This window comes from Labedella gwakjiensis, assembly GCF_003014675.1.
Classification (GTDB): domain Bacteria; phylum Actinomycetota; class Actinomycetes; order Actinomycetales; family Microbacteriaceae; genus Labedella; species Labedella gwakjiensis.
This window is the reverse complement of sequence record NZ_PYAU01000001.1, coordinates 658,857-676,928: the sequence shown is the minus strand read 5'-3', so window position 1 is coordinate 676,928 and position 18,072 is coordinate 658,857. Positions and strand designations below refer to the sequence as shown.

The window sequence follows — 18,072 nt, the reverse complement described above, 5'->3', positions numbered from 1 at the left end:
CAGCGGGGTCAGGGAGCGGTGGCGAGGGTGACCGCGCGGAGGGAGCGTGGCGACAGGTTCTCCTGGAGCACCATCGTGGCCGCCCCGAGAGCCGCCGCGTCGTCGCCGTTGACCGACATCCTCACATCGACGCCGCGGATTGATCGGGCGAGCACCCGCTCGGCGAGGGTCGCCGAGATGGTCGAGGCGTAGATCGAGCCGGCGACGGAGAACGCGCTGCCGGCGAGCACGATCAGGTGGAGATCGATGAGGTTCACCATCGAGACGATCGCGCTCGCGAGGTACTCCGCAGATTCGTCGATGAGGCCGAGGGCGGTCGCATCTCCCGCCATCGCGAGGGTCGCGACGGTCTCGAAGTCACGCGCGAGGACGCCCGTGAAGACCATGTCGAGCGTGCCCGACTCGACGGCGGTCCGGGCCGCGGCGACCACGGCGGGCGGTGCCGCGTACAGTTCGACGCAGCCCACGTTGCCGCACGGACATCGCCGCCCGCGCGCATCGACCGTGACATGGCCGAGCTCTCCGACGTTGGAGAGCTCACCGTGATAGATCGATCCGTCGATGACGATCCCCGCGCCGATGCCCACACCCATGTAGACGGACGCGTACGTGAGGTGATCGCTCGTCGCCCCCATCCAGTACTCGCCGATCGCGGCCGCCGTCGCGTCGTTGTCGAACACGCAGGGAAGGCCCGTCGCGGTCGACACGGCGCGGGCAAGCGGGAAATCGGTCCAGTGGGCCAGAGTCGGGGCGTTCTGGATCGACCCCGAGCCCTTGTCGATCGGGCCGGGGGTGACGAGGCCGAGTCCGACGATGCGCGATCGGTCGATGTCGAGCCCCGCGATGAGGCGGTCGACGTCCGTCGCGATCCGTCCCACGGATTCGATCGGCGAATTCATCCCGGGTCCGCGGGAGCGAAGCCGTCCGACCACCGTCCCGGCGAGATCGGTGACGACGTACGTGATGTGGTCGGCGCCCACGTGCACGCCGATGCTCAAGCGCGAGCCGGGGTTGATCTGCAGGTGCATGCGCGGTTTTCCGCCGGTCGATTCCGCTCGCCCGGTCTCGGAGATGAGGCCGTCGGTGATGAGCCCGCGGACGACAGTGGAGATGGTCGCTTGCGTGAGCCCCGTCATCTCGGCGAGCTCGACGCGACTGATGGGGCCGGACGATCGGATGAGATCGAGGGCTGTGCCCTTCGACGAGCTCCGCCGTCCCAGTTTCTCCACCACGGCCACATCCTACTGTCCGCAGGTGCCCGTTCGATCGTTTAACTTGACACACATAATAAAGTCACCTAAGAAAGTACCTACCGGCGATGATGCCTCGTGTCGTCGGCGTCGCAGCGTCTTGCACACCACCGATGAAAGGTCCGACGATGTCCCTGAAATCATCGCGACGGAGAACGGCAGCCGGCATCGTCGGCTCGCTCGCCGCCGCAGCGCTCCTGCTCTCCGGATGCTCCACCAGCCCCGACTCGGGCTCGGGCGGTGAATCCACCGTCACCGTCTTCAACGGAGCGACCGGCACGATCACCGAGAACTTCAATCCGTTCTCGACCACGGCCCTCCAGCCGACGCTCGGCGTGATCTTCGAATCGCTCTACTGGTACAACGCCGCGCAGGACGAGGACCCCGTGCCCGTGCTCGCAACGGGGTACGAGTGGAACGACGAGGGCACCGAGCTCACCATCACGACGCGTGAGGGCGTGAAATGGTCCGACGGCGAGGACTTCAGCGCCGAGGACGTGGCCTTCACCTTCAACCTCGTCGCCGAGACGCCCGAACTCAACACCTCGGGGCTCAGCGCGACGGCAGAGGCCACCGACGAGAACACCGTCGTCCTGACCTTCGACGAGCAGTCGTTCATGCAGGAGCCGAGCGTGCTCGGCAACCGCGGGATCGTGCCTGAGCACATCTGGAAGGACGTGGCCGACCCGATCACCGAGATCAACTCGAACCCGGTCGGGACGGGCCCGTACACGGTCGAGTCGTTCAGTGCCCAGAGCTACCTCCTCGCGAAGAACGAGAACTACTGGGAGGAGGGCAAGCCCGCCATCGACAAGGTGCGTTACATCTCCCTCGAGAACGCCGACTCCGCAAGCGCGGCTCTGCTCGCGGGCGACGTCGACTGGATGAGCTCGTTCCTTCCCAGCCTCGAGAAGCTCATCGCGGACAATCCCGACCTGAGCTACGTGAACACCCCCGCGCTGACGACATCGATCTTCACGTGCTCCAACGCCGACCTCGGATGCTCGGGTCCGCAGACCGACCCGGCGGTGCGTCAGGCGCTCTACTACGGCATCGACCGCGAGCAGCTCAACGCTCTCGCCGGCGGAGGCTTCGCCGGAACAGCGTCCCCGACGCTCGTCCTGCCGGAACGCGACGCGCGCTGGATCTCCGACACCGAGCTGACGGAGACGCCGTCCGGTGCCGAGGTCGACGAGGCGAAGCGCATCCTCGACGAGGCGGGCTGGACCGAGGGCTCCGACGGCATCCGTGAGAAGGACGGCGAGCGGCTGAGCCTCTCGATCCAGACGGTCTCCGGATGGAGCGACTACATCTCCCTCAACGACGCCATGACGCAGCAGCTCGCCGAGGTGGGCATCGAGCTGAAGCCGACGCAGCTGTCGTGGAACGAGTGGAACAACAATCAGACCCTCGGCCAGTACCAGCTGTCACTCGACTCGATCGGCCTGCAGCCGTCCAACAACCCGTACTTCACGTACGACAAGTGGTACAACAGCTCGCAGACCGCTCCGGTGGGTGAGTCCGCCAGTGCCGGCAACGCCGCCCGCTACAGCAACCCGACGGTCGACGATGCCGTCCGCACGGCCGGAGCGACCTCGGACGAGGCCGTCCAGGCCGAGCAGTACGGGATCATCCAGGCGGAGATCGCCCGGGACATGCCCTACATCCCGATCTACGTGAACTCGATGCTCACCGAGTTCAACACGTCGAACGCCGTCGGTTGGCCGTCGAACGACGACCCCTATGCGCTCGCCGCGTCGTGGAAGTCGTGGGACAACGGCGTGATCCTCAAGAACATCACTCCGGCGAAGTAACCGCGGTCCGCCCCGCCCGCCCGACCGCACGTCGGGCGGGCGGGGCCCCTCGTCCCGTCCGCCCGAGAGAGGCTCCCCATGCGCTATGCGCTGCAGAAAGTCGTGTTCTACGTCGTCGCCTTCTGGGCGGCGCTCACGCTCAACTTCCTTCTTCCCCGGTGGATGCCGGGAAACCCCGTCGACATCATGCTGTCGAAGCTCGCCCAGCGCGGCCCGGTGACGCCGGAGACCCGCGAGGCGATCGAACTCCTCCTGGGGACGAACTCGCAGCTGCCCCTGTGGGACCAGTACGTGCAGTACCTCGGGCAGGTCCTCACAGGGAACCTCGGCGTCTCCGTGACGTTCTTCCCGGCGCCCGTCTCTCAGGTGATCGGTCAGACTCTCCCGTGGACGATCGGGCTCATCGGGATCTCGACCATCCTGTCCTTCCTCCTCGGCGTCGGGCTGGGCCAGCTGGCCGGGTGGAAGCGCGGGTCGTGGCTCGACAACATCATCCCCGTCACGACGATGTTCCAGTCCGTCCCGTACTTCTGGTTGGCGCTCATCCTCGTGTTCCTGTTCGGGAGCGTGTGGCAGTTCTTCCCCATCAACGGCGGGTACGACGTGTGGGAGACGACCCCCGGGTGGAACGCCGCGTTCATCGGCAGCGTGATCTACCACGGAACGCTCCCCGCCCTGACGATCGTGCTGTCCTCGATCGGCGGCTGGATGCTCGGGATGCGCAACATGATGGTCTCGACCCTGTCCGAGGACTACATCGTCACGGCCGAGGCGAAGGGGCTCTCACCGCGTCGCATCATGACGACGTACGCGGCACGGAACGCCGTGCTGCCGTCGGTCGCGGGCTTCGCCATCTCCCTCGGCTTCGTCGTGGCCGGGTCGATCGTGACCGAGGCCGTGTTCTCCTACCCGGGCATCGGCTCGGCGCTCCTCCAGGCAGTCGGCAGCAACGACTACGCCCTCATGCAGGGGATCTTCCTCGTGATCACCCTCTCGGTGCTCGGCGCGAACCTCATCGTCGACCTCCTCTACTCGCTCATCGACCCGCGCACGCGAGCGCGCGCCTAACAAGGAGGACACCGTGACGACCGTCACCTCTGATCCCGCCGTCGCGGCCGCCGCCGCGACGCGTACGGGACGTGCCAGTTCGCTCCCGCCGCTCACCCCCAAGCTCCTCGCCGGACTCGTCATCGCCGGTGCCATCATCCTGTTCGGCGTCGTCGGTCCGTTCGTGGTCGGCAGTCCGTCGAAGGTCGACAACATCGGCTTGAGCGGGCCGAGTCCCGAGTTCCTTCTGGGCACGACCCAGACGGGCCAGGACGTCCTCGCCCAGCTGGCGTACGCCACGCGCGGCTCGCTCATCATCGGAGCCGTCGTCGGCATCATCTCCGTCGCGCTCTCCGCGTTCTTCGGCGTGGTCGGCGCGTACGCGGGCGGGTGGCTCGACGAGTCGTTCTCGCTCTTCAGCAACGTCATGCTCGTGATCCCCGGGCTCCCGCTCGTGATCATCATCTCGAGCTACGTGCAGGACAAGAGTCTGCTGCTCGTGGCCGTGGTGCTCGCCATCACGAGCTGGGCGGGGTCGGCTCGCGTGCTCCGTGGTTTCACGCTCAGCGTGCGGAGTCGCGACTATGTCGCGGCCGCGCGTGTCTCGGGAGAGAAGTCCTGGCGCATCCTGTGTGTCGAGATCCTCCCGAACCTCATCCCTCTGCTCGCCTCGCAGGCCGTGTTCGCGGTGATCTTCGCGATCCTCGGAGAGGCCGGCCTGTCGTTCCTCGGTCTCGGAGCCTCCGGCTCGTTCACGTGGGGCACCATGCTCTACTACGCGCAGAACGGGCTCGCCCTGCGCCTCGAGGCGTGGTGGTGGTTCGTGCCGCCCGGGCTGCTGATCGCGCTCTTCGGAGCGGCGCTCTCGCTCATCAACTTCTCGATCGACGAGATCATCAACCCGAAGCTGCGCACGCAGACGCGCGCCGCTCGGAAGGGCTGGGGCCTCTCGCGGCGTCAGCTCAAAGCCATCACGACGGAGGACGAGCTGTGAGCGCCACGGAGAGCCGGGAGGCTCGCGCGGCCGCTCGAGCGAGTCACGAGGCCAACCCCGTCCTGACGATCGACCACGTGAGCGTCGACTACCTCGCGCAGCGGACGGTGCATGCGGTGAAGGATGTGTCGCTGACCCTCGGTCGCGGTGAGATCCTCGGGCTCGCGGGAGAGAGCGGGTGCGGGAAGTCGACCCTCGCCTATGCGATCAACCGTCTGCTGAAGCCTCCGGCCGTCGTGTCCTCCGGGACGATCTCGTTCCACTCCCGCGAGGGCTACACGATCGACCTCGGCTCGCTCCACGGCGACGATCTGCGGGCGTTCCGGTGGGACCGCATCTCGATGGTGTTCCAGGGCGCGATGAACTCCCTCAATCCGGTGATCTCCATCCGCGCGCAGCTCGAGGACGTGTTCACGACCCACCGGCCCGAGATGTCGAAGAAGGAACGACGCGAGCGGTGCGGAGAACTCCTCGAGCGCGTCGGCGTCGACCGGTCCCGGCTGCGGTCGTTCCCCCACGAGCTCTCGGGCGGGATGCGGCAGCGCGTGATGATCGCGATGGCGATGGCTCTCGACCCGCAGGTCATGATCATGGACGAGCCGACGACCGCCCTCGACGTGGTGGTGCAGCGGGAGATCCTGCGGGAGATCACGCGGCTGCGCGCCGAGCTCGGCTTCGCGGTCATCTTCATCACACACGACCTGCCGCTGCTGCTCGAGATCAGTGACCGGATCGCGGTGATGCGCGAGGGCGAGATCGTGGAGCTCGGAGGAGCCGTCGACGTCTACACGAATCCTCAGCACGAGTACACGAAGCGGCTGCTGGCGTCCTTCCCCCGACTCACGGGTGAACGCGGCGACTTCGCCAGGGGATCGCACGACCGGACCGCGGGATCGCACGAGGCCCACGCATCGAACGACGGAAGGGGCGCCGAATGAGCACGCTCGAACTGCGCGACGTGACCAAGGAATACCGGTTGAGGGGAGGATTCCGTGGGCGCACGCTCACGGCGGTGTCACACGTCGACTTCACGATCGAGAGCGGTCGCACGACGGCCCTCGTCGGGCAGTCCGGCAGCGGGAAGTCGACCATCGCGAAGCTCCTCATGCAGTTGGAGCGACCGACGTCCGGGCAGGTCCTCTTCGACGGCACGCCCGTCGGTCGACACGGCGCTGCCCTCCGCTCCTATCGGAGCGACGTGCAGATGGTGTTCCAGGATCCGTTCGCCTCCCTCAACCCCTACCACTCCGTCCGTCATCACCTCGAGCGACCGCTGCGCCTGCACGGCAAGGCCACCACGCGGGACGATCTCGACACGCGGGTGACGTCGCTGCTCGAGCGTGTACGCCTCGACCCCGAGATGGCCGACAGGCGTCCGCACGAACTCTCGGGCGGACAGCGGCAGCGCATCGCGATCGCCCGGGCGCTCGCCCCCGAACCGAAGATCCTCGTCGCGGACGAGCCCGTGTCGATGCTCGACGTGTCCATCCGCCTCGGCGTCCTCAACCTCCTCGCCGACCTCCAGAACGAGGAGGACCTCGGCGTCCTCTACATCACCCACGACCTCGCGACCGCGCGGCACTTCTCCGATGACATCCTGGTGATGTACCGCGGGGAGATCGTCGAGAGGGGACCGGCGGACGAGGTCATCCTGAACCCGCAGCACGAGTACACGCGCCTCCTCGCAGAGGCGGCACCCGATCCAGAGAAGAGAATCCACGCGTGACATTCCGACCCCTCACCACCGACGGCGGCCTCGCGTGGACGCTCGCCGCCACGAACGGTCCGATCCCGACGGAACTGTCCGGCCGGACCGTGCCCGCGACGGTCCCCGGGGAGGTGCAGCTCGACCTCATGGCGGCCGACCTCATCGGCGACCCCTTCGACGGTGACAACGAGAAGGCACAGGAATGGATCGGCTGCACCGACTGGCGGTACCGCACGACGTTCTCCTGGGCGCCGACGGGACACGACCGCGAGGATCTCGTGGCCGACGGCCTCGACACGGCCGCCACGATCACGCTCAACGGGACTGTCGTCGCGACGACGGCCAACCAGCACCGGTCGTACCGCTTCGACGTCACGTCCCTCCTCGTCGAGGGGGAGAACGAGATCCTCGTCGACTTCCGCGCCCCCGTGGAGTTCGCCCGTGAGCAGGAGGCGATCCTCGGGGCTCTTCCCACCGTCATGCACCATCCGTTCAACGCCGTGCGCAAGACGGCGAGCAACTTCGGCTGGGACTGGGGAATCGACGTGGCCTCGAGCGGGATCCTCCGGCGGATCGGCCTCGAGTCGTGGTCAGGCGTGCGGATCGCGGCGGTGCGCCCGCTCGTGGACGTGGCCGGGTCGGTCGCGGGATCCTCGACCGGCACAGGGGTCCTGACGGCCCACGTCGACCTGGAGTGGGCCGGCGCGCCCGGATCCGCCGATGTGGAGGTCGTGGTCGCGGGCGTGGCGAGCCGGATCGCGGCCTCGCCGACGCAGTCGTCCGTCGAGCTCCGCGTCGACGCCGGCGAGGTGCCGCTCTGGTATCCGCGCGGCTACGGGTCGCAGCCGCTCCACGATGTGACGGTCACCGCCGGTGACGCCCGTTGGGAGGGCCGGGTGGGCTTCCGCACCGTCGGTCTCGACACGACCCCGGACGAGCACGGCACCCCGTTCACGATCTCGATCAACGGTGTCGCGGTGTACGCGAAGGGAGCGAACTGGATCCCGGGCGATCCGTTCCTCACGCGGATGACGCCCGAGCGCTACCGCGCCTCTGTCGTGGACGCGGTGGAGGCTGGCATGAACATCCTGCGCATCTGGGGCGGCGGCATCTACGAGAGCGATGCGTTCTACGACGTCTGCGACGAGCTCGGAGTGCTCGTCTGGCAGGACTTCCTGTTCGCGTGTGCCGCGTACTCCGAGGAGGATCCGCTCCGCAGTGAGGTCGAGGCGGAGGCGCGGGAGAACGTCGTGCGACTGTCACGGCACGCGAGCCTCGTGATGTGGAACGGCTGCAACGAGAACATCTGGGGCTACCTCGAATGGGACTGGCGCCGGAGGATCGGCGACCGCACGTGGGGGGAGGGGTACTACACCGAGCTGCTCCCGGCGATCGTCGCCGAGCTCGACCCCACGCGCCCGTACTCCCCGGGCAGCCCGTTCTCGTTCACGCGATGGGCGCACCCGAACGACGAGCGTCACGGGACCATGCACATCTGGACCGTGTGGAACGACCTCGACTACGAGGCATACCGGTCCTACCGGCCGCGGTTCGCCTCGGAGTTCGGCTTCCAGGGCCCGCCGGCGTGGACGACCCTCACGGACGTCGTGCACGACGACCCGATCGATCCGTACGGTCACGAGATGCTCGTCCACCAGAAGGCCTTCGAGGGCAACGCGAAGCTCGAGCGCGGGCTCGGCGCCCACCTGCCGCGGTGGAGGTCGATCGACGAATGGCACTGGTCGACGCAGCTCAACCAGGCACGCGCCGTCGCTCTCGGCATCGAGCACTTCCGGTCCCTCTATCCGCTCAATACTGGCTCGATCGTCTGGCAGCTGAACGACGAGTGGCCCGTGATCTCCTGGGCGGCCGTCGACGTGCACGGGCACCGGAAGCCGCTGTGGTTCGCGCTCCGGAAGGTGTACGCCGACCGGCTCCTGACCTTCCAGCCGCGCGCGGGCTCTCTCGCTCTCGTGGCGCACAACGACCATGCGGAGGGATGGATGGAGACGATCACCGTGTCGCGGCGCCGCCTCGACGGCACCGTGCTCTCCGAGCACGCGGTACCGCTCGACATCGCGGCCCGGGGGATCGCGACGACCGCGCTCCCGGCTGAGGTCCTCCGGTCGGGCGACGAACGCGGCGAGTACCTCGTGGCGCACGGTTCCGACGGGTCGTCGGCCTTCCATTACTTCGTGGAGGACACCTCGCTCGCCCTCGCGGTGCCGGCGGACGCGCTCTCCGTCTCGACGGAGGCGGTCGAGGGTGGGGTTCGGGTGACGGTCACCGTGCATTCCCTCGTGAAGGACCTCGTGCTGCAGGTCGATCGGGTCGATCGCTCCGCGCGCGTGGACGACGGGCTCGTCACGATCGAGGCCGGCGGCAGCCACACCTTCACGGTGACGGGCGCGGGCGACACGTCCTCGTGGGCCGGATTCCCGCTGCTATCGTCGGTCAATGATCTCGTCGCCGGGTGACGCCCAGCCCATCACGATCGGTCTGTGCCTGAACCAGCCGCGGCGTCGGGTGCCCATGGAGCCGTTCTGGATGCGCGTCATCGCGGGCATGGAGGACGCGCTCGACGACGCGGGCGCGTCCCTCCTCGTGCGCGTGGTCGCCGATCGCGAGGAAGAGCTCGCGACCTACACGCGGTGGGCAGGCGACGGCAGCGTGTCCGCCGTGGTCGTCGCCAACCTCGTCGAGGACGATCCGCGCATCGGAGCGCTCGCGGCGGAGGGCCTCCCGGCCGTCCTGATGGGACGACGCGCGGCGCTCCCCGGATTCTCTTCCGTCCACGCGGCGAACGCGAGTGTCATGACGGACGTCGTCCGCTTCCTCGTCTCGTCGGGTCACCAACGGATCGCGCACGTGGCGGGGCCACCGGACCTCGACCACGTGCGCTCACGCAACGGTGCGCTCGAGACGGCCGGGGCCGAGGCGCGCGCCTCCGTGGTGATCGTCGAGTCCGACTTCACGGCGGAGGGCGGCGCGGCGGCGACGCGCGATCTCCTGGCCGACGGACCGGACGGTCCGACGGCCATCGTCTACGACAACGACGTGATGGCGCTCGCCGGACTCGAGACGATCCGGGCGGCGGGACTGCAGGTCCCCGACGACGTCTCGATCCTGGCGTGGGACGATTCGGTGCACTGCCAGCTCGCCTCGCCGCCGCTCTCCGCCCTCACGTACGATCTGCCCGGTTACGGCCGTGCCACCGCGACGGCGATCCTCGAACACCTCGCGACGGGTGCCGAGGTGCACGTCGACCTGGAGCCCGCGCGGCTGGTGGAGCGCGCCTCGACGGCGGCCCGTCCCCGAACCGCCTGACGCTCACGGGAGCGGTCGTCAGGCCAGGTAGCGGTGGGGGCGGTGGTTGAGCGCGATCACGAGGTTCATCACGACGGCGCCCGCCACCGAGAGCGCGAGCATCGGCAGGGGCACGACGAAGACGGACGACAGCACGATCACGGCGTCGAAGCCCATCTGCACGTATCCGGCGCGCCAGCCGAAGCGGTCCTGCAGGAAGAGGCACAGGATCGAGATGCCGCCGACGCTCGCGCGGTGGCGGAACAGCACGATGAAGCCGACGCCCGTGACAGCGCTGCCGAACAGCACGCCGTAGACGGGCTCGATCGAGCCGAGGTCGAGCATGGCGGGGTGGAGGCTCGAGAAGAGCGACACGAGCACGACGGTGACGATCGTCTTGAGCGTGAACTGCCACCCCATGCGCAGGAGGGCCAGCAGGAAGAACGGTGCGTTGATCAGCACGAACCACACGCCGAACGGCCAGTCGGACACGTAGCTCAAGAGGATCGCGATGCCCGCGACACCGCCCGTCACCGCGCCGGAGGCCGTGAGCAGCGCGAGGCCGAACGACACCATGAGGGTGCCGATCACGAGGGCGAACACGTCCTCGAGGAGCGAGTGCGGCGGTGCGACGGGAGCATCCGTCGTCGGGGAATCGGTGCGGTTCGGCGTGGGGGGCTCGGCGGTCACCGGTCCACGCTACTCCGCGGGTGCCACGGTGCTCGACCGGCCGCCGTCCGCCTGCGCTGCGTCGAGGTAGCGGGCGAAGCGCACGCGGGACACGTGCGAGCGGTACGGGGCTGGGCCGTCGCCCCTCGTGAGCAGGATGTCGGCGAGGAGTCGCGCCGATTCCACGCCGAGACCCCACGGATCGATCTCGACGCAGGTGATGTCGGGATTGTTCGATTCGGTCACGGGGTCGCTCACGAAAGACGCGAGGGGGAAGTCGCGGCCGATGCGGATGCCGAGGGACTCGAGGGTCGGGAGGGCTCGGGCGGCGAAACCCTGGGGACCGCACACGAGAGCGTCGACACCCGTGCGTCCGACGAGGTCGACGACCGTGTCGTGCACCTCGTCGGGACCCGCGGTGACAGGGACGAGGCCGACGGCCGGTTCTATGCCGCGTGAGGAATACCATCCGTCGACCGCGTCGGACACGTCTTTCGCCCACGACGAGAAGAAGAGGGCGTCGGAACCGAGGAAGGCCGGCCGGCGTGAGCCGGAGTCCCACAGCGCATCGAGGACGGCCCTGGTCGTATCGCCGTGCGTCGCCTCGATGACGCCGCTCACCCGGGACGCCGACTCGCCGAGGTCGTAGCCGATCGTCACGACAGGGACACCCGCGTCGAGCAGGCGCTCCATCGTGGGGTCGTCGCGCAGCGGATCCACGACGAGGGCGCCGTCGACGGGGAAGCCCCGTCGGGCGGAGACGACGGGGTCGCGTGCGAAGAGGGTGAGGTCGACGTCGAGTTCGGCGGCCGCATGCGCCGCACCGAACGCGAAGTCCATGTAGAAGGAGAAGTTGCGGACGATCGGCGGGATGTGGAGGCCGATCGCACCGTGGGTGCTCGACCGGAGGCTGCGCGCTGCGCGATTGCCGACGTAGCCGATGCGTTCAGCGGCCTCGGTGACGAGAGTTCGGGTCTCCTCCGACACGCGCCCGCGGCCCGAGAGGGCGTCGGACACGGTGGTCTTGGAGATCCCCAGATCACGCGCCAGATCGATGATCGTCGGCTGCGGCTTGCCCATGTGCTCATGCTAGTCATGCGACCGCCCGCGCGGTGCGCTCACGGCCGGGCTCCACTCGCTCGATCTTCTCGTTGCGGGACACGTATATGGCGATCAGGTCTTGACAGGGGGTGCGGGGAGGTCGATGCTCTACTCCAAGCCGGAACGTTCCGGCAGGTTCGGTTCCACCTCTGTCAGCGCACCTCCCCGCTCGAAAGGCTCCCGACATGACCAGCCCAGCCCCCCGCTCGGCCGCCACCTCCGTGGCAGCCCGGAGACGGTCGGCGGTGATCGCGGTCGTCGCGGCCGTCGACTTCGTCCTGCTCCTCCTGCCGCCCATCCATTGGGCGCTCCAGCCCGGCGACGCGGCCGGCTCGATCGGCTACTTCATCGGATCCGGCGTCTTCGTCACCGCGACGCTCGTCCTGTTCACCGCGATCGACCCCGAGAAGGGGGAGTGATCGTGGAGATCTGGATCGGTTACGGCGGCGTCGTCGTCTTCTTCGCGGTCATCGTCCTCGTTCTCGAGCGCAGCAAGCGCTCCGCGACGGGGTTCAGCGACTACGCCACGGCCGGGCGCTCGTTCGGCCCGTTCTACTCCACGATGGCCTTCATCAACACGTGGCTCCCCGGCACGATCTTCATCGCGTTCGCGGGCTATGCCGCCTCGGCCGGTGTCGCCGGGTTCTACTTCGTGCCGTATTCGCTGCTCGCGGTCGTGCTGATGTTCTTCCTCGCGAAGCCCGTGCACCGTTGGGGCAAGCGCTTCGACCTGCGCACCCAGGCCGATCTCCTCGGGCTGCGCTACGGCTCGAAGCCCGTGCGGGTGATCGCGGCCGTGATCGGCATCGTCGCGTCGTTCCCGTGGCTCGTCCTCGGCATGCAGTCGCTCACCTACGTGTTCAGCTACCTGTCGTTCGGCGTCGTCCCCGCGACCGTCGCCGTCTTCATCGGCATCTTCGTGATCGTCGTGCGACAGATCTGGACCGTCCGCCTGGGAGCCCGCGGCATCGTCATCAGCGACATGGTGCAGGGAATCGTCGCCTACGGGATCGGAACGCTCATCGCGTTCGGCCTGCTCGTGTGGCTCCTGGGGAACGGACACGGCTTCGACCGGATCGACCCGGCCTTCACGACCATCCCCGGACCGGACAGCGCGGTCGGCGGGCTCTACTTCTTCTCGCTCGTGCTGACGGGCGCTCTCGGGGCGTGGAGCTGGCCGGACATCTTCGTGCGGCTCTTCACCTCGAACGGGACCGCGACGATCAAGCGCTCGGCCGTGCAGGCCGCCCCCATCATCCTCGTCTTCGGCAGCGCCGTCTCGCTCTTCGCGATCGCCGCCTCCACCTACCCGGGCGTCTCGGAGGCGCCGGACGCCGTGTGGTTCATCGTGGCGAGCATCGGCGGACCTGTCGTGCTCACGCTCGCGGGGCTCTGCGTCCTCGCGGGCACGATGGGCAACGTGGGTGCCAACCTGCAGGCCCTCGGCACCCAGGCGGCCAACGACATCGTGGGCGTCGCCCGCGGCTCCCGCGTGGAGAACCCGCGCGTCGGCCAGATCTCGGTGGCCGTGCTCGCGATCGTCGCCGCGATCTTCGCGCTCAGCACCGCGACGAGCTCCGCGGGGCTCGTCCAGCTCGCCCAGATCTCGTACCAGGGCATCGTGCAACTCGCTCCGACGCTGTTCTTCGGCATCTTCTGGCGACGGGGAACGGCGACCGGTGCGGCGGCGGCGATGATCGCCGGATTCGTCACGGCCGGCGTGCTGCAGTTCTTCTTCCCGCTCTCGATACCGGCCCTCGGGGGAATGACGTCGGGTGTCGCCGCGCTCATCGTCAACGCGCTCGTCTACGTGGGCTTCGCGTTCCTCGCGCCGGCCTCCGCCGCCGAGAGGGCACGAGTCGACCGCCTCTTCGACACGCTCGCGGCCCCCGACCACGACCAGGTCGCCCAGTCGGCCGATCCCGCCCTCGAGGAGACGGCTCGATGACGACGAGACGCACCGGTTACGTCTGGCACGAGCAGTACGCGTGGCACGACACCGGCACCCACGCGGGTATCGTCCCGTCCGGCCCCACGGTGCAGCCCTTCCAGACGTTCGAGAGCCCCGAGTCGAAGTCCCGCCTGGCCGGACTCGTCGAGGTCTCCGGTCTGCTCGACCACCTGACGCGCATCCGGGCCACTCGGGCGACGGACGAGCAGGTCCTCCGCGTGCACACGCCGGACCACGTCGAACGCCTCAAGGCCGGGAGCGCCGGAGCCGGCGGTGATGCGGGCGACGGCTTCACCCCATACGGACCCGGGTCGTGGGAGATCGCGCTCCTCGCCGCCGGGGGGACGATCGCCGCGACCGCTGCGGTGCTGCGCGGCGAGGTCGACAACGCGTACGCGCTCGTCCGTCCCCCCGGCCACCATGCGCGGCGGGAGATGGGGATGGGGTACTGCCTGCTGTCGAACGTGGGCATCGCCATCGAGGAGGCCCGTGCGGCCTTCGGGGTGGAGCGGGTGATGATCGTCGACTACGACGTGCACCACGGAAACGGCGCCCAGCAGATCTTCTGGGACGACCCCGACGTGCTCGCCCTCTCGATCCACCAGCAGCAGCTCTTCCCGACCGTCGGGGGCGAGCTCGACGAGACCGGCGGTCCCGGCGCAGAGGGGACGACGCTCAACATCCCGCTGCCCGCCGGCAGCGGGAACGGCGCCTATCTTGCGGCGATCGAGCGCGTCGCCGGTCCAGCCGCCCGAGCCTTCCGGCCCGATCTCATCCTCGTCTCGAGCGGCTTCGATCCGGGCGCGCTCGACCCGCTCGGGGGTATGAGCGTCACGTCGGGCGGTTTCCGGGCCGTCGCCGCGGCGCTCGTCGCCCTCGCCGAAGACGTGTGCGGCGGCCGGATCGTGTTCTCGCACGAGGGCGGCTACTCGCCCGTGCACGTGCCCTATTGCGGTCTCGCCGTCCTCGAGGCGATGTCGGGGTTCTCGACGGGGGTCGAGGACCCGTTCGGTCCGAGCTTCGACGACTCGCCCGTCCACCCGCTGAAGCCGTGGCAGGATGACGTCATCCGGGCGGCGGAGGAGCTGGCCGATCGACTGAGTGGACGGTGGCAGTGAACGTTCCGACCGATGTGACCTTCCACTCCGGAATCGTCCGCACCTCGGACCCCGAGAACCCGATCGCTGAGGCCGTCGCCATCGTCGGCGGCCGCGTCGCCGCCGTCGGCCGGACCGCCGACGTGCTCGGGGCGACCGCGCCCGGAACGCTGACCGTCGACCTGGGCGGGGCCGCGGTGACGCCCGGTCTCATCGACTCGCACCTGCACCCGCTGTGGGGTGCACGTCTCGCAGCCGGCATCGACCTCGAGGGCGTCTCGTCCCTCGACGGCGTCCGCGAGGCCGTGGCCGCTGAGGCTGCGCGCCTCGGCGAGGGGGAGTGGGTGAGGGGCTGGAACCTCGACTACGTCGCCTTCGGGGGCGCTGAGCCGCACCGTTCGATCCTCGACGAGGCGGCCGGCGGGCACCCCGTCCTCCTCATGTTCTACGACCTCCACACGGCCCTCGCGTCGTCGGCTGCGCTCGCCGCTGCCGGCATCGACGGTCCGCGCGAGTTCGGGGACGCGTCGTCGATCGTCGTCGACACCGATGGGGTGCCCACGGGTGAGCTGCGCGAGCCGACGGCATACGACCTCGTCGTCGACGCTGCCCCGGCGCCGACGCTCGACGAGGAGTGCGAGATGCTCCGAGCGACGTTCGCGGGCTTCTCCGCCGTGGGGCTCACGGGCTGCGCCGTCATGGACGGTTCCGAGCGACTCCTCGACGTGCTCGAGCGCATGGAGGAGACGGGCGAGCTCGGCTTCCGGCTCGACGTCTTCCTCTGGCACCGCCCGGAGGACGATGACGCGGCCGTCGAGGCCCGCGTCGCCGCCGCGCAGCGCTCCGGACGCAGTTGGCGCGTCGCCGGCATCAAGCTGTTCAGCGACGGCGTCATCGACACGGGGACGGCCTGGCTCCGCGAGCCGGACACGTGCGGGGCGGGTCGCGCCGGGTTCTGGCCGGACTGGAATCGTTATCGCGACGTCGTCCGCCGCTACGACGAGGCGGGGCTGCAGCTCGCCACCCATGCCGTGGGCGACCGGGCCGTGTCGGCCGTGATCGACGCGTACGCCGAGCTGCCCCCGGCGGTGCCCGAACGTCCGCGGCGCATCGAGCACCTCGAGATCCTCGCGGACGGCGACGTGGAGCACCTGCGGGGGACCGGAATCGTCGCGTCGATGCAGCCGCTCCACATGCAGTGGCGGCACGAGGACCTCACCGACTCCTGGGCGACGCGGCTCGGCGCCGAACGTGCGGCGACGGGGTTCCGGGCCCGCGACGTGCTCGAGGCCGGCGTGCCGACGGTGTTCGGCTCGGACTGGCCCGTGGCTGCGTTCGATCCCCGTGTGGGGCTCGCGTGGGCGTGCGGTCGCACGGCGCCGGGTCCCTCCGGCGACGGCGTGGTGTTCGAGCCGGAGCAGCGCGTCTCCGTCGAGGAGGCCCTCGTCGCGTACACGCGCTCGGCGGCGCTCGCCCTCGGCGATCCCGACCGCGGTGTGCTGCGCGTGGGAGCGGTCGCGGACCTCGTGGTGTGGGACATCGACCCCGCGTCGGTCCACCCGACCGCCCTCGGTTCGGTGCCCGTCCGGACCACCCTCGTCGGCGGTGTGGTGGTCCACGACGGTCGTGCATGAGGTGGTTCGATCGGGCCGCGCGCGGATGCTATCCTCGACTGGTGCCATTCCGGTGGTCACGCCCCGATAGCTCAGTGGTAGAGCACTTCCATGGTAAGGAAGGGGTCGTCGGTTCAAACCCGACTCGGGGCTCGCAGTTCCGCGGACGCGGAGACATGCGGCAGGGTAGCTCAGCTGGTAAGAGCGCACGACTCATAATCGTGAGGTCGCGGGTTCGAGCCCCGCTCCTGCTACAAGAAGCCCCGGTCAGCCGGGGTTTTTTTGTGCCTCGATGCCAGTGGATCAGGCCCGACCCCGCACTAACCCCGCACTTTCCCCGCAGAGAAGGTGGATTCGGCCGTGCCAGACAGGTCCTGCAGGGAGGCCACGGCTCATTTAGGCCGACCCTGCCCGACGCCGTCCACCCTACGCGGGCAGCTCGCGCCCCTCGCTCTGGGGAGCTACGTGCTCGGCATCCTCTCGCTATGCTCGGGCGACCCGAACAGAGGAACCGTCCATGACCGAACCCGAAACGCCGTCGCCGTCGCCCGAAACGTCAGGTGCAACCGGTTCACTGCCCGCACCTCCGAACCGGAGGCGAACAGCGATCATCGTCGGCAGCATCGCAGCGGGCGTCGTTCTCCTGGGCGGAATCACCGCTGCTGTAGTTGCCTCATCTGCGGCGCAGGCAGAGGCGGAAGCGAAGGAGAAGCGAGCGGCCGCTCTCGTCGCGGAGCGAGATGCAGCACTCGACACGTTCCGCGACGCGAAGGACGCATGCGGCCTCACTGCTCAAGACGGCGTCAGCATCACCGACGAGGGGCAGACGATGACCATCGACAACTCGTCGCTCGCGTTCCTCGAATCGATCCAGGCCGCGACAATCGATGAGGTGTTCTGTGTGCTGGACGAGGTGGGAGGGTCCTCGGCTACGCGCTCGCTGATGGAGAGCACCCGGGCGCTGGACGGGCGCCAGACGGATGAATGGGACACCGACTGGGGTTCCATCGAGGTGTCCTGGTCGTATCACCCTGACGACGGTCTCGACACGGTGTGGGAGCTCGAGCTCAGCGATGAGCTATCCGACCTCGACGACTGACTGTCGGATGTCGGTGGCTGAGTTCTAGGCTGCTGCTGCGCGGGCCGGCGCGCTCCCCGAGAGAGGAGCACAGTGTCCGGCCTCCCCAAGCCCATCCGCGTCGAACGACGCATGTGGGTCTGCATGCGCAACGACCCCGTACTCCCAAAGGCTGAGATCCGTCTCGTTCGCCGAACACCTATGGACGGCGGGCCGACGATCGAGCAGTACCGAGTCATCACATGGTCGATCGTGCCGGAAGAGCGACGTCTCATCGGCTACTACTGGACGCTGCACGAGGCAAACGCCGCTGTGCTCTACGACGTGACCGTGCCCGACACCGTGGTGCAGGGTCAAGACGCGTTCGGGGCGTACAAAGCCGCAGCAGGGATGCGAGCAGCCCTGGATATGGGGGTCCCTACCCCCGATTCGGTCTGACATACT

16 protein-coding genes and 2 tRNA genes are annotated in these 18,072 nt (G+C 68.7%); 15 read left to right on the top strand and 3 right to left on the bottom strand.

Translation table 11 applies throughout. The annotated features are described in order from the left end of the window. Positions 1-8: 8 nt before the first annotated feature. Positions 9-1,232, bottom strand: coding sequence for an ROK family transcriptional regulator (locus CLV49_RS03070; protein ID WP_158261892.1), 1,224 nt, complete (start codon positions 1,230-1,232; stop codon positions 9-11). Positions 1,233-1,378: 146 nt separating this feature from the next. On the opposite strand from CLV49_RS03070, the gene CLV49_RS03065 reads away from it, so the two are divergent. The 7 genes from CLV49_RS03065 (at position 1,379) to CLV49_RS03035 (ending at position 10,140) form a co-directional block, all read left to right on the top strand. Next, positions 1,379-3,064 carry an ABC transporter substrate-binding protein gene (locus CLV49_RS03065; RefSeq protein WP_106562219.1) on the top strand — a complete coding sequence of 562 codons (1,686 nt, stop codon included), beginning with the start codon at positions 1,379-1,381 and terminating at the stop codon, positions 3,062-3,064. Positions 3,065-3,142: 78 nt separating this feature from the next. Continuing rightward, complete coding sequence (locus CLV49_RS03060; RefSeq protein ID WP_106562218.1) at positions 3,143-4,132, top strand: ABC transporter permease; 990 nt, start codon at positions 3,143-3,145, stop codon at positions 4,130-4,132. 13 nt (positions 4,133-4,145) lie between these two features. Then, positions 4,146-5,105 carry an ABC transporter permease gene (locus CLV49_RS03055; RefSeq protein WP_106562217.1) on the top strand — a complete coding sequence of 320 codons (960 nt, stop codon included), beginning with the start codon at positions 4,146-4,148 and terminating at the stop codon, positions 5,103-5,105. Next, complete coding sequence (locus CLV49_RS03050; RefSeq protein ID WP_106562216.1) at positions 5,102-6,043, top strand: ABC transporter ATP-binding protein; 942 nt, start codon at positions 5,102-5,104, stop codon at positions 6,041-6,043. The genes CLV49_RS03055 and CLV49_RS03050 overlap by 4 nt, the downstream gene beginning before the upstream one ends. Next, positions 6,040-6,831, top strand: coding sequence for an ABC transporter ATP-binding protein (locus CLV49_RS03045; protein ID WP_106562215.1), 792 nt, complete (start codon positions 6,040-6,042; stop codon positions 6,829-6,831). Before CLV49_RS03050 ends, CLV49_RS03045 begins: the two co-directional genes overlap by 4 nt. Continuing rightward, complete coding sequence (locus tag CLV49_RS03040; RefSeq protein ID WP_106562214.1) at positions 6,828-9,290, top strand: glycoside hydrolase family 2 protein; 2,463 nt, start codon at positions 6,828-6,830, stop codon at positions 9,288-9,290. Before CLV49_RS03045 ends, CLV49_RS03040 begins: the two co-directional genes overlap by 4 nt. After that, a complete protein-coding gene (locus CLV49_RS03035; RefSeq protein ID WP_106562213.1) occupies positions 9,271-10,140 on the top strand; it encodes a LacI family DNA-binding transcriptional regulator in 870 nt (289 codons plus the stop codon). The genes CLV49_RS03040 and CLV49_RS03035 overlap by 20 nt, the downstream gene beginning before the upstream one ends. A gap of 18 nt (positions 10,141-10,158) precedes the next feature. Here CLV49_RS03035 and CLV49_RS03030 read toward each other — a convergent pair whose 3' ends face one another. Both CLV49_RS03030 and CLV49_RS03025 read right to left on the bottom strand, forming a co-directional pair. Next, positions 10,159-10,809: a YitT family protein gene (locus CLV49_RS03030; RefSeq protein ID WP_208019913.1), complete on the bottom strand. Its 651-nt coding sequence runs from the start codon at positions 10,807-10,809 to the stop codon at positions 10,159-10,161. Between the two features lie 9 nt (positions 10,810-10,818). Beyond that, entirely contained in the window at positions 10,819-11,868 is a 1,050-nt protein-coding gene (locus tag CLV49_RS03025; RefSeq protein WP_106562212.1) for a LacI family DNA-binding transcriptional regulator, read from the bottom strand. A gap of 206 nt (positions 11,869-12,074) precedes the next feature. Between CLV49_RS03025 and CLV49_RS18110 the strand changes: the two genes are divergently transcribed. The 8 genes from CLV49_RS18110 (at position 12,075) to CLV49_RS02990 (ending at position 18,066) form a co-directional block, all read left to right on the top strand. Then, positions 12,075-12,308: a hypothetical protein gene (locus CLV49_RS18110; RefSeq protein WP_127054539.1), complete on the top strand. Its 234-nt coding sequence runs from the start codon at positions 12,075-12,077 to the stop codon at positions 12,306-12,308. Next, a complete protein-coding gene (locus CLV49_RS03020) occupies positions 12,305-13,837 on the top strand; it encodes a sodium:solute symporter family protein (RefSeq protein ID WP_243696787.1) in 1,533 nt (510 codons plus the stop codon). The genes CLV49_RS18110 and CLV49_RS03020 overlap by 4 nt, the downstream gene beginning before the upstream one ends. Beyond that, positions 13,834-14,958, top strand: a complete 1,125-nt coding sequence (locus CLV49_RS03015) for a class II histone deacetylase (protein WP_106562211.1) — start codon at positions 13,834-13,836, stop codon at positions 14,956-14,958. Before CLV49_RS03020 ends, CLV49_RS03015 begins: the two co-directional genes overlap by 4 nt. After that, positions 14,949-16,571 (top strand): amidohydrolase, encoded by a 1,623-nt coding sequence (locus tag CLV49_RS03010; RefSeq protein ID WP_243696788.1) that lies wholly within the window; start codon positions 14,949-14,951, stop codon positions 16,569-16,571. The genes CLV49_RS03015 and CLV49_RS03010 overlap by 10 nt, the downstream gene beginning before the upstream one ends. Positions 16,572-16,631: 60 nt before the next feature. After that, positions 16,632-16,703 (top strand) — tRNA-Thr (locus CLV49_RS03005). Positions 16,704-16,730: 27 nt separating this feature from the next. Further along, positions 16,731-16,804 (top strand) — tRNA-Met (locus CLV49_RS03000). A 263-nt stretch (positions 16,805-17,067) separates the two neighbouring features. Next, positions 17,068-17,649, top strand: coding sequence for a hypothetical protein (locus tag CLV49_RS02995; protein ID WP_106562209.1), 582 nt, complete (start codon positions 17,068-17,070; stop codon positions 17,647-17,649). A 72-nt stretch (positions 17,650-17,721) separates the two neighbouring features. Further along, positions 17,722-18,066 (top strand): hypothetical protein, encoded by a 345-nt coding sequence (locus CLV49_RS02990; RefSeq protein WP_127054541.1) that lies wholly within the window; start codon positions 17,722-17,724, stop codon positions 18,064-18,066. Positions 18,067-18,072: the final 6 nt, after the last annotated feature.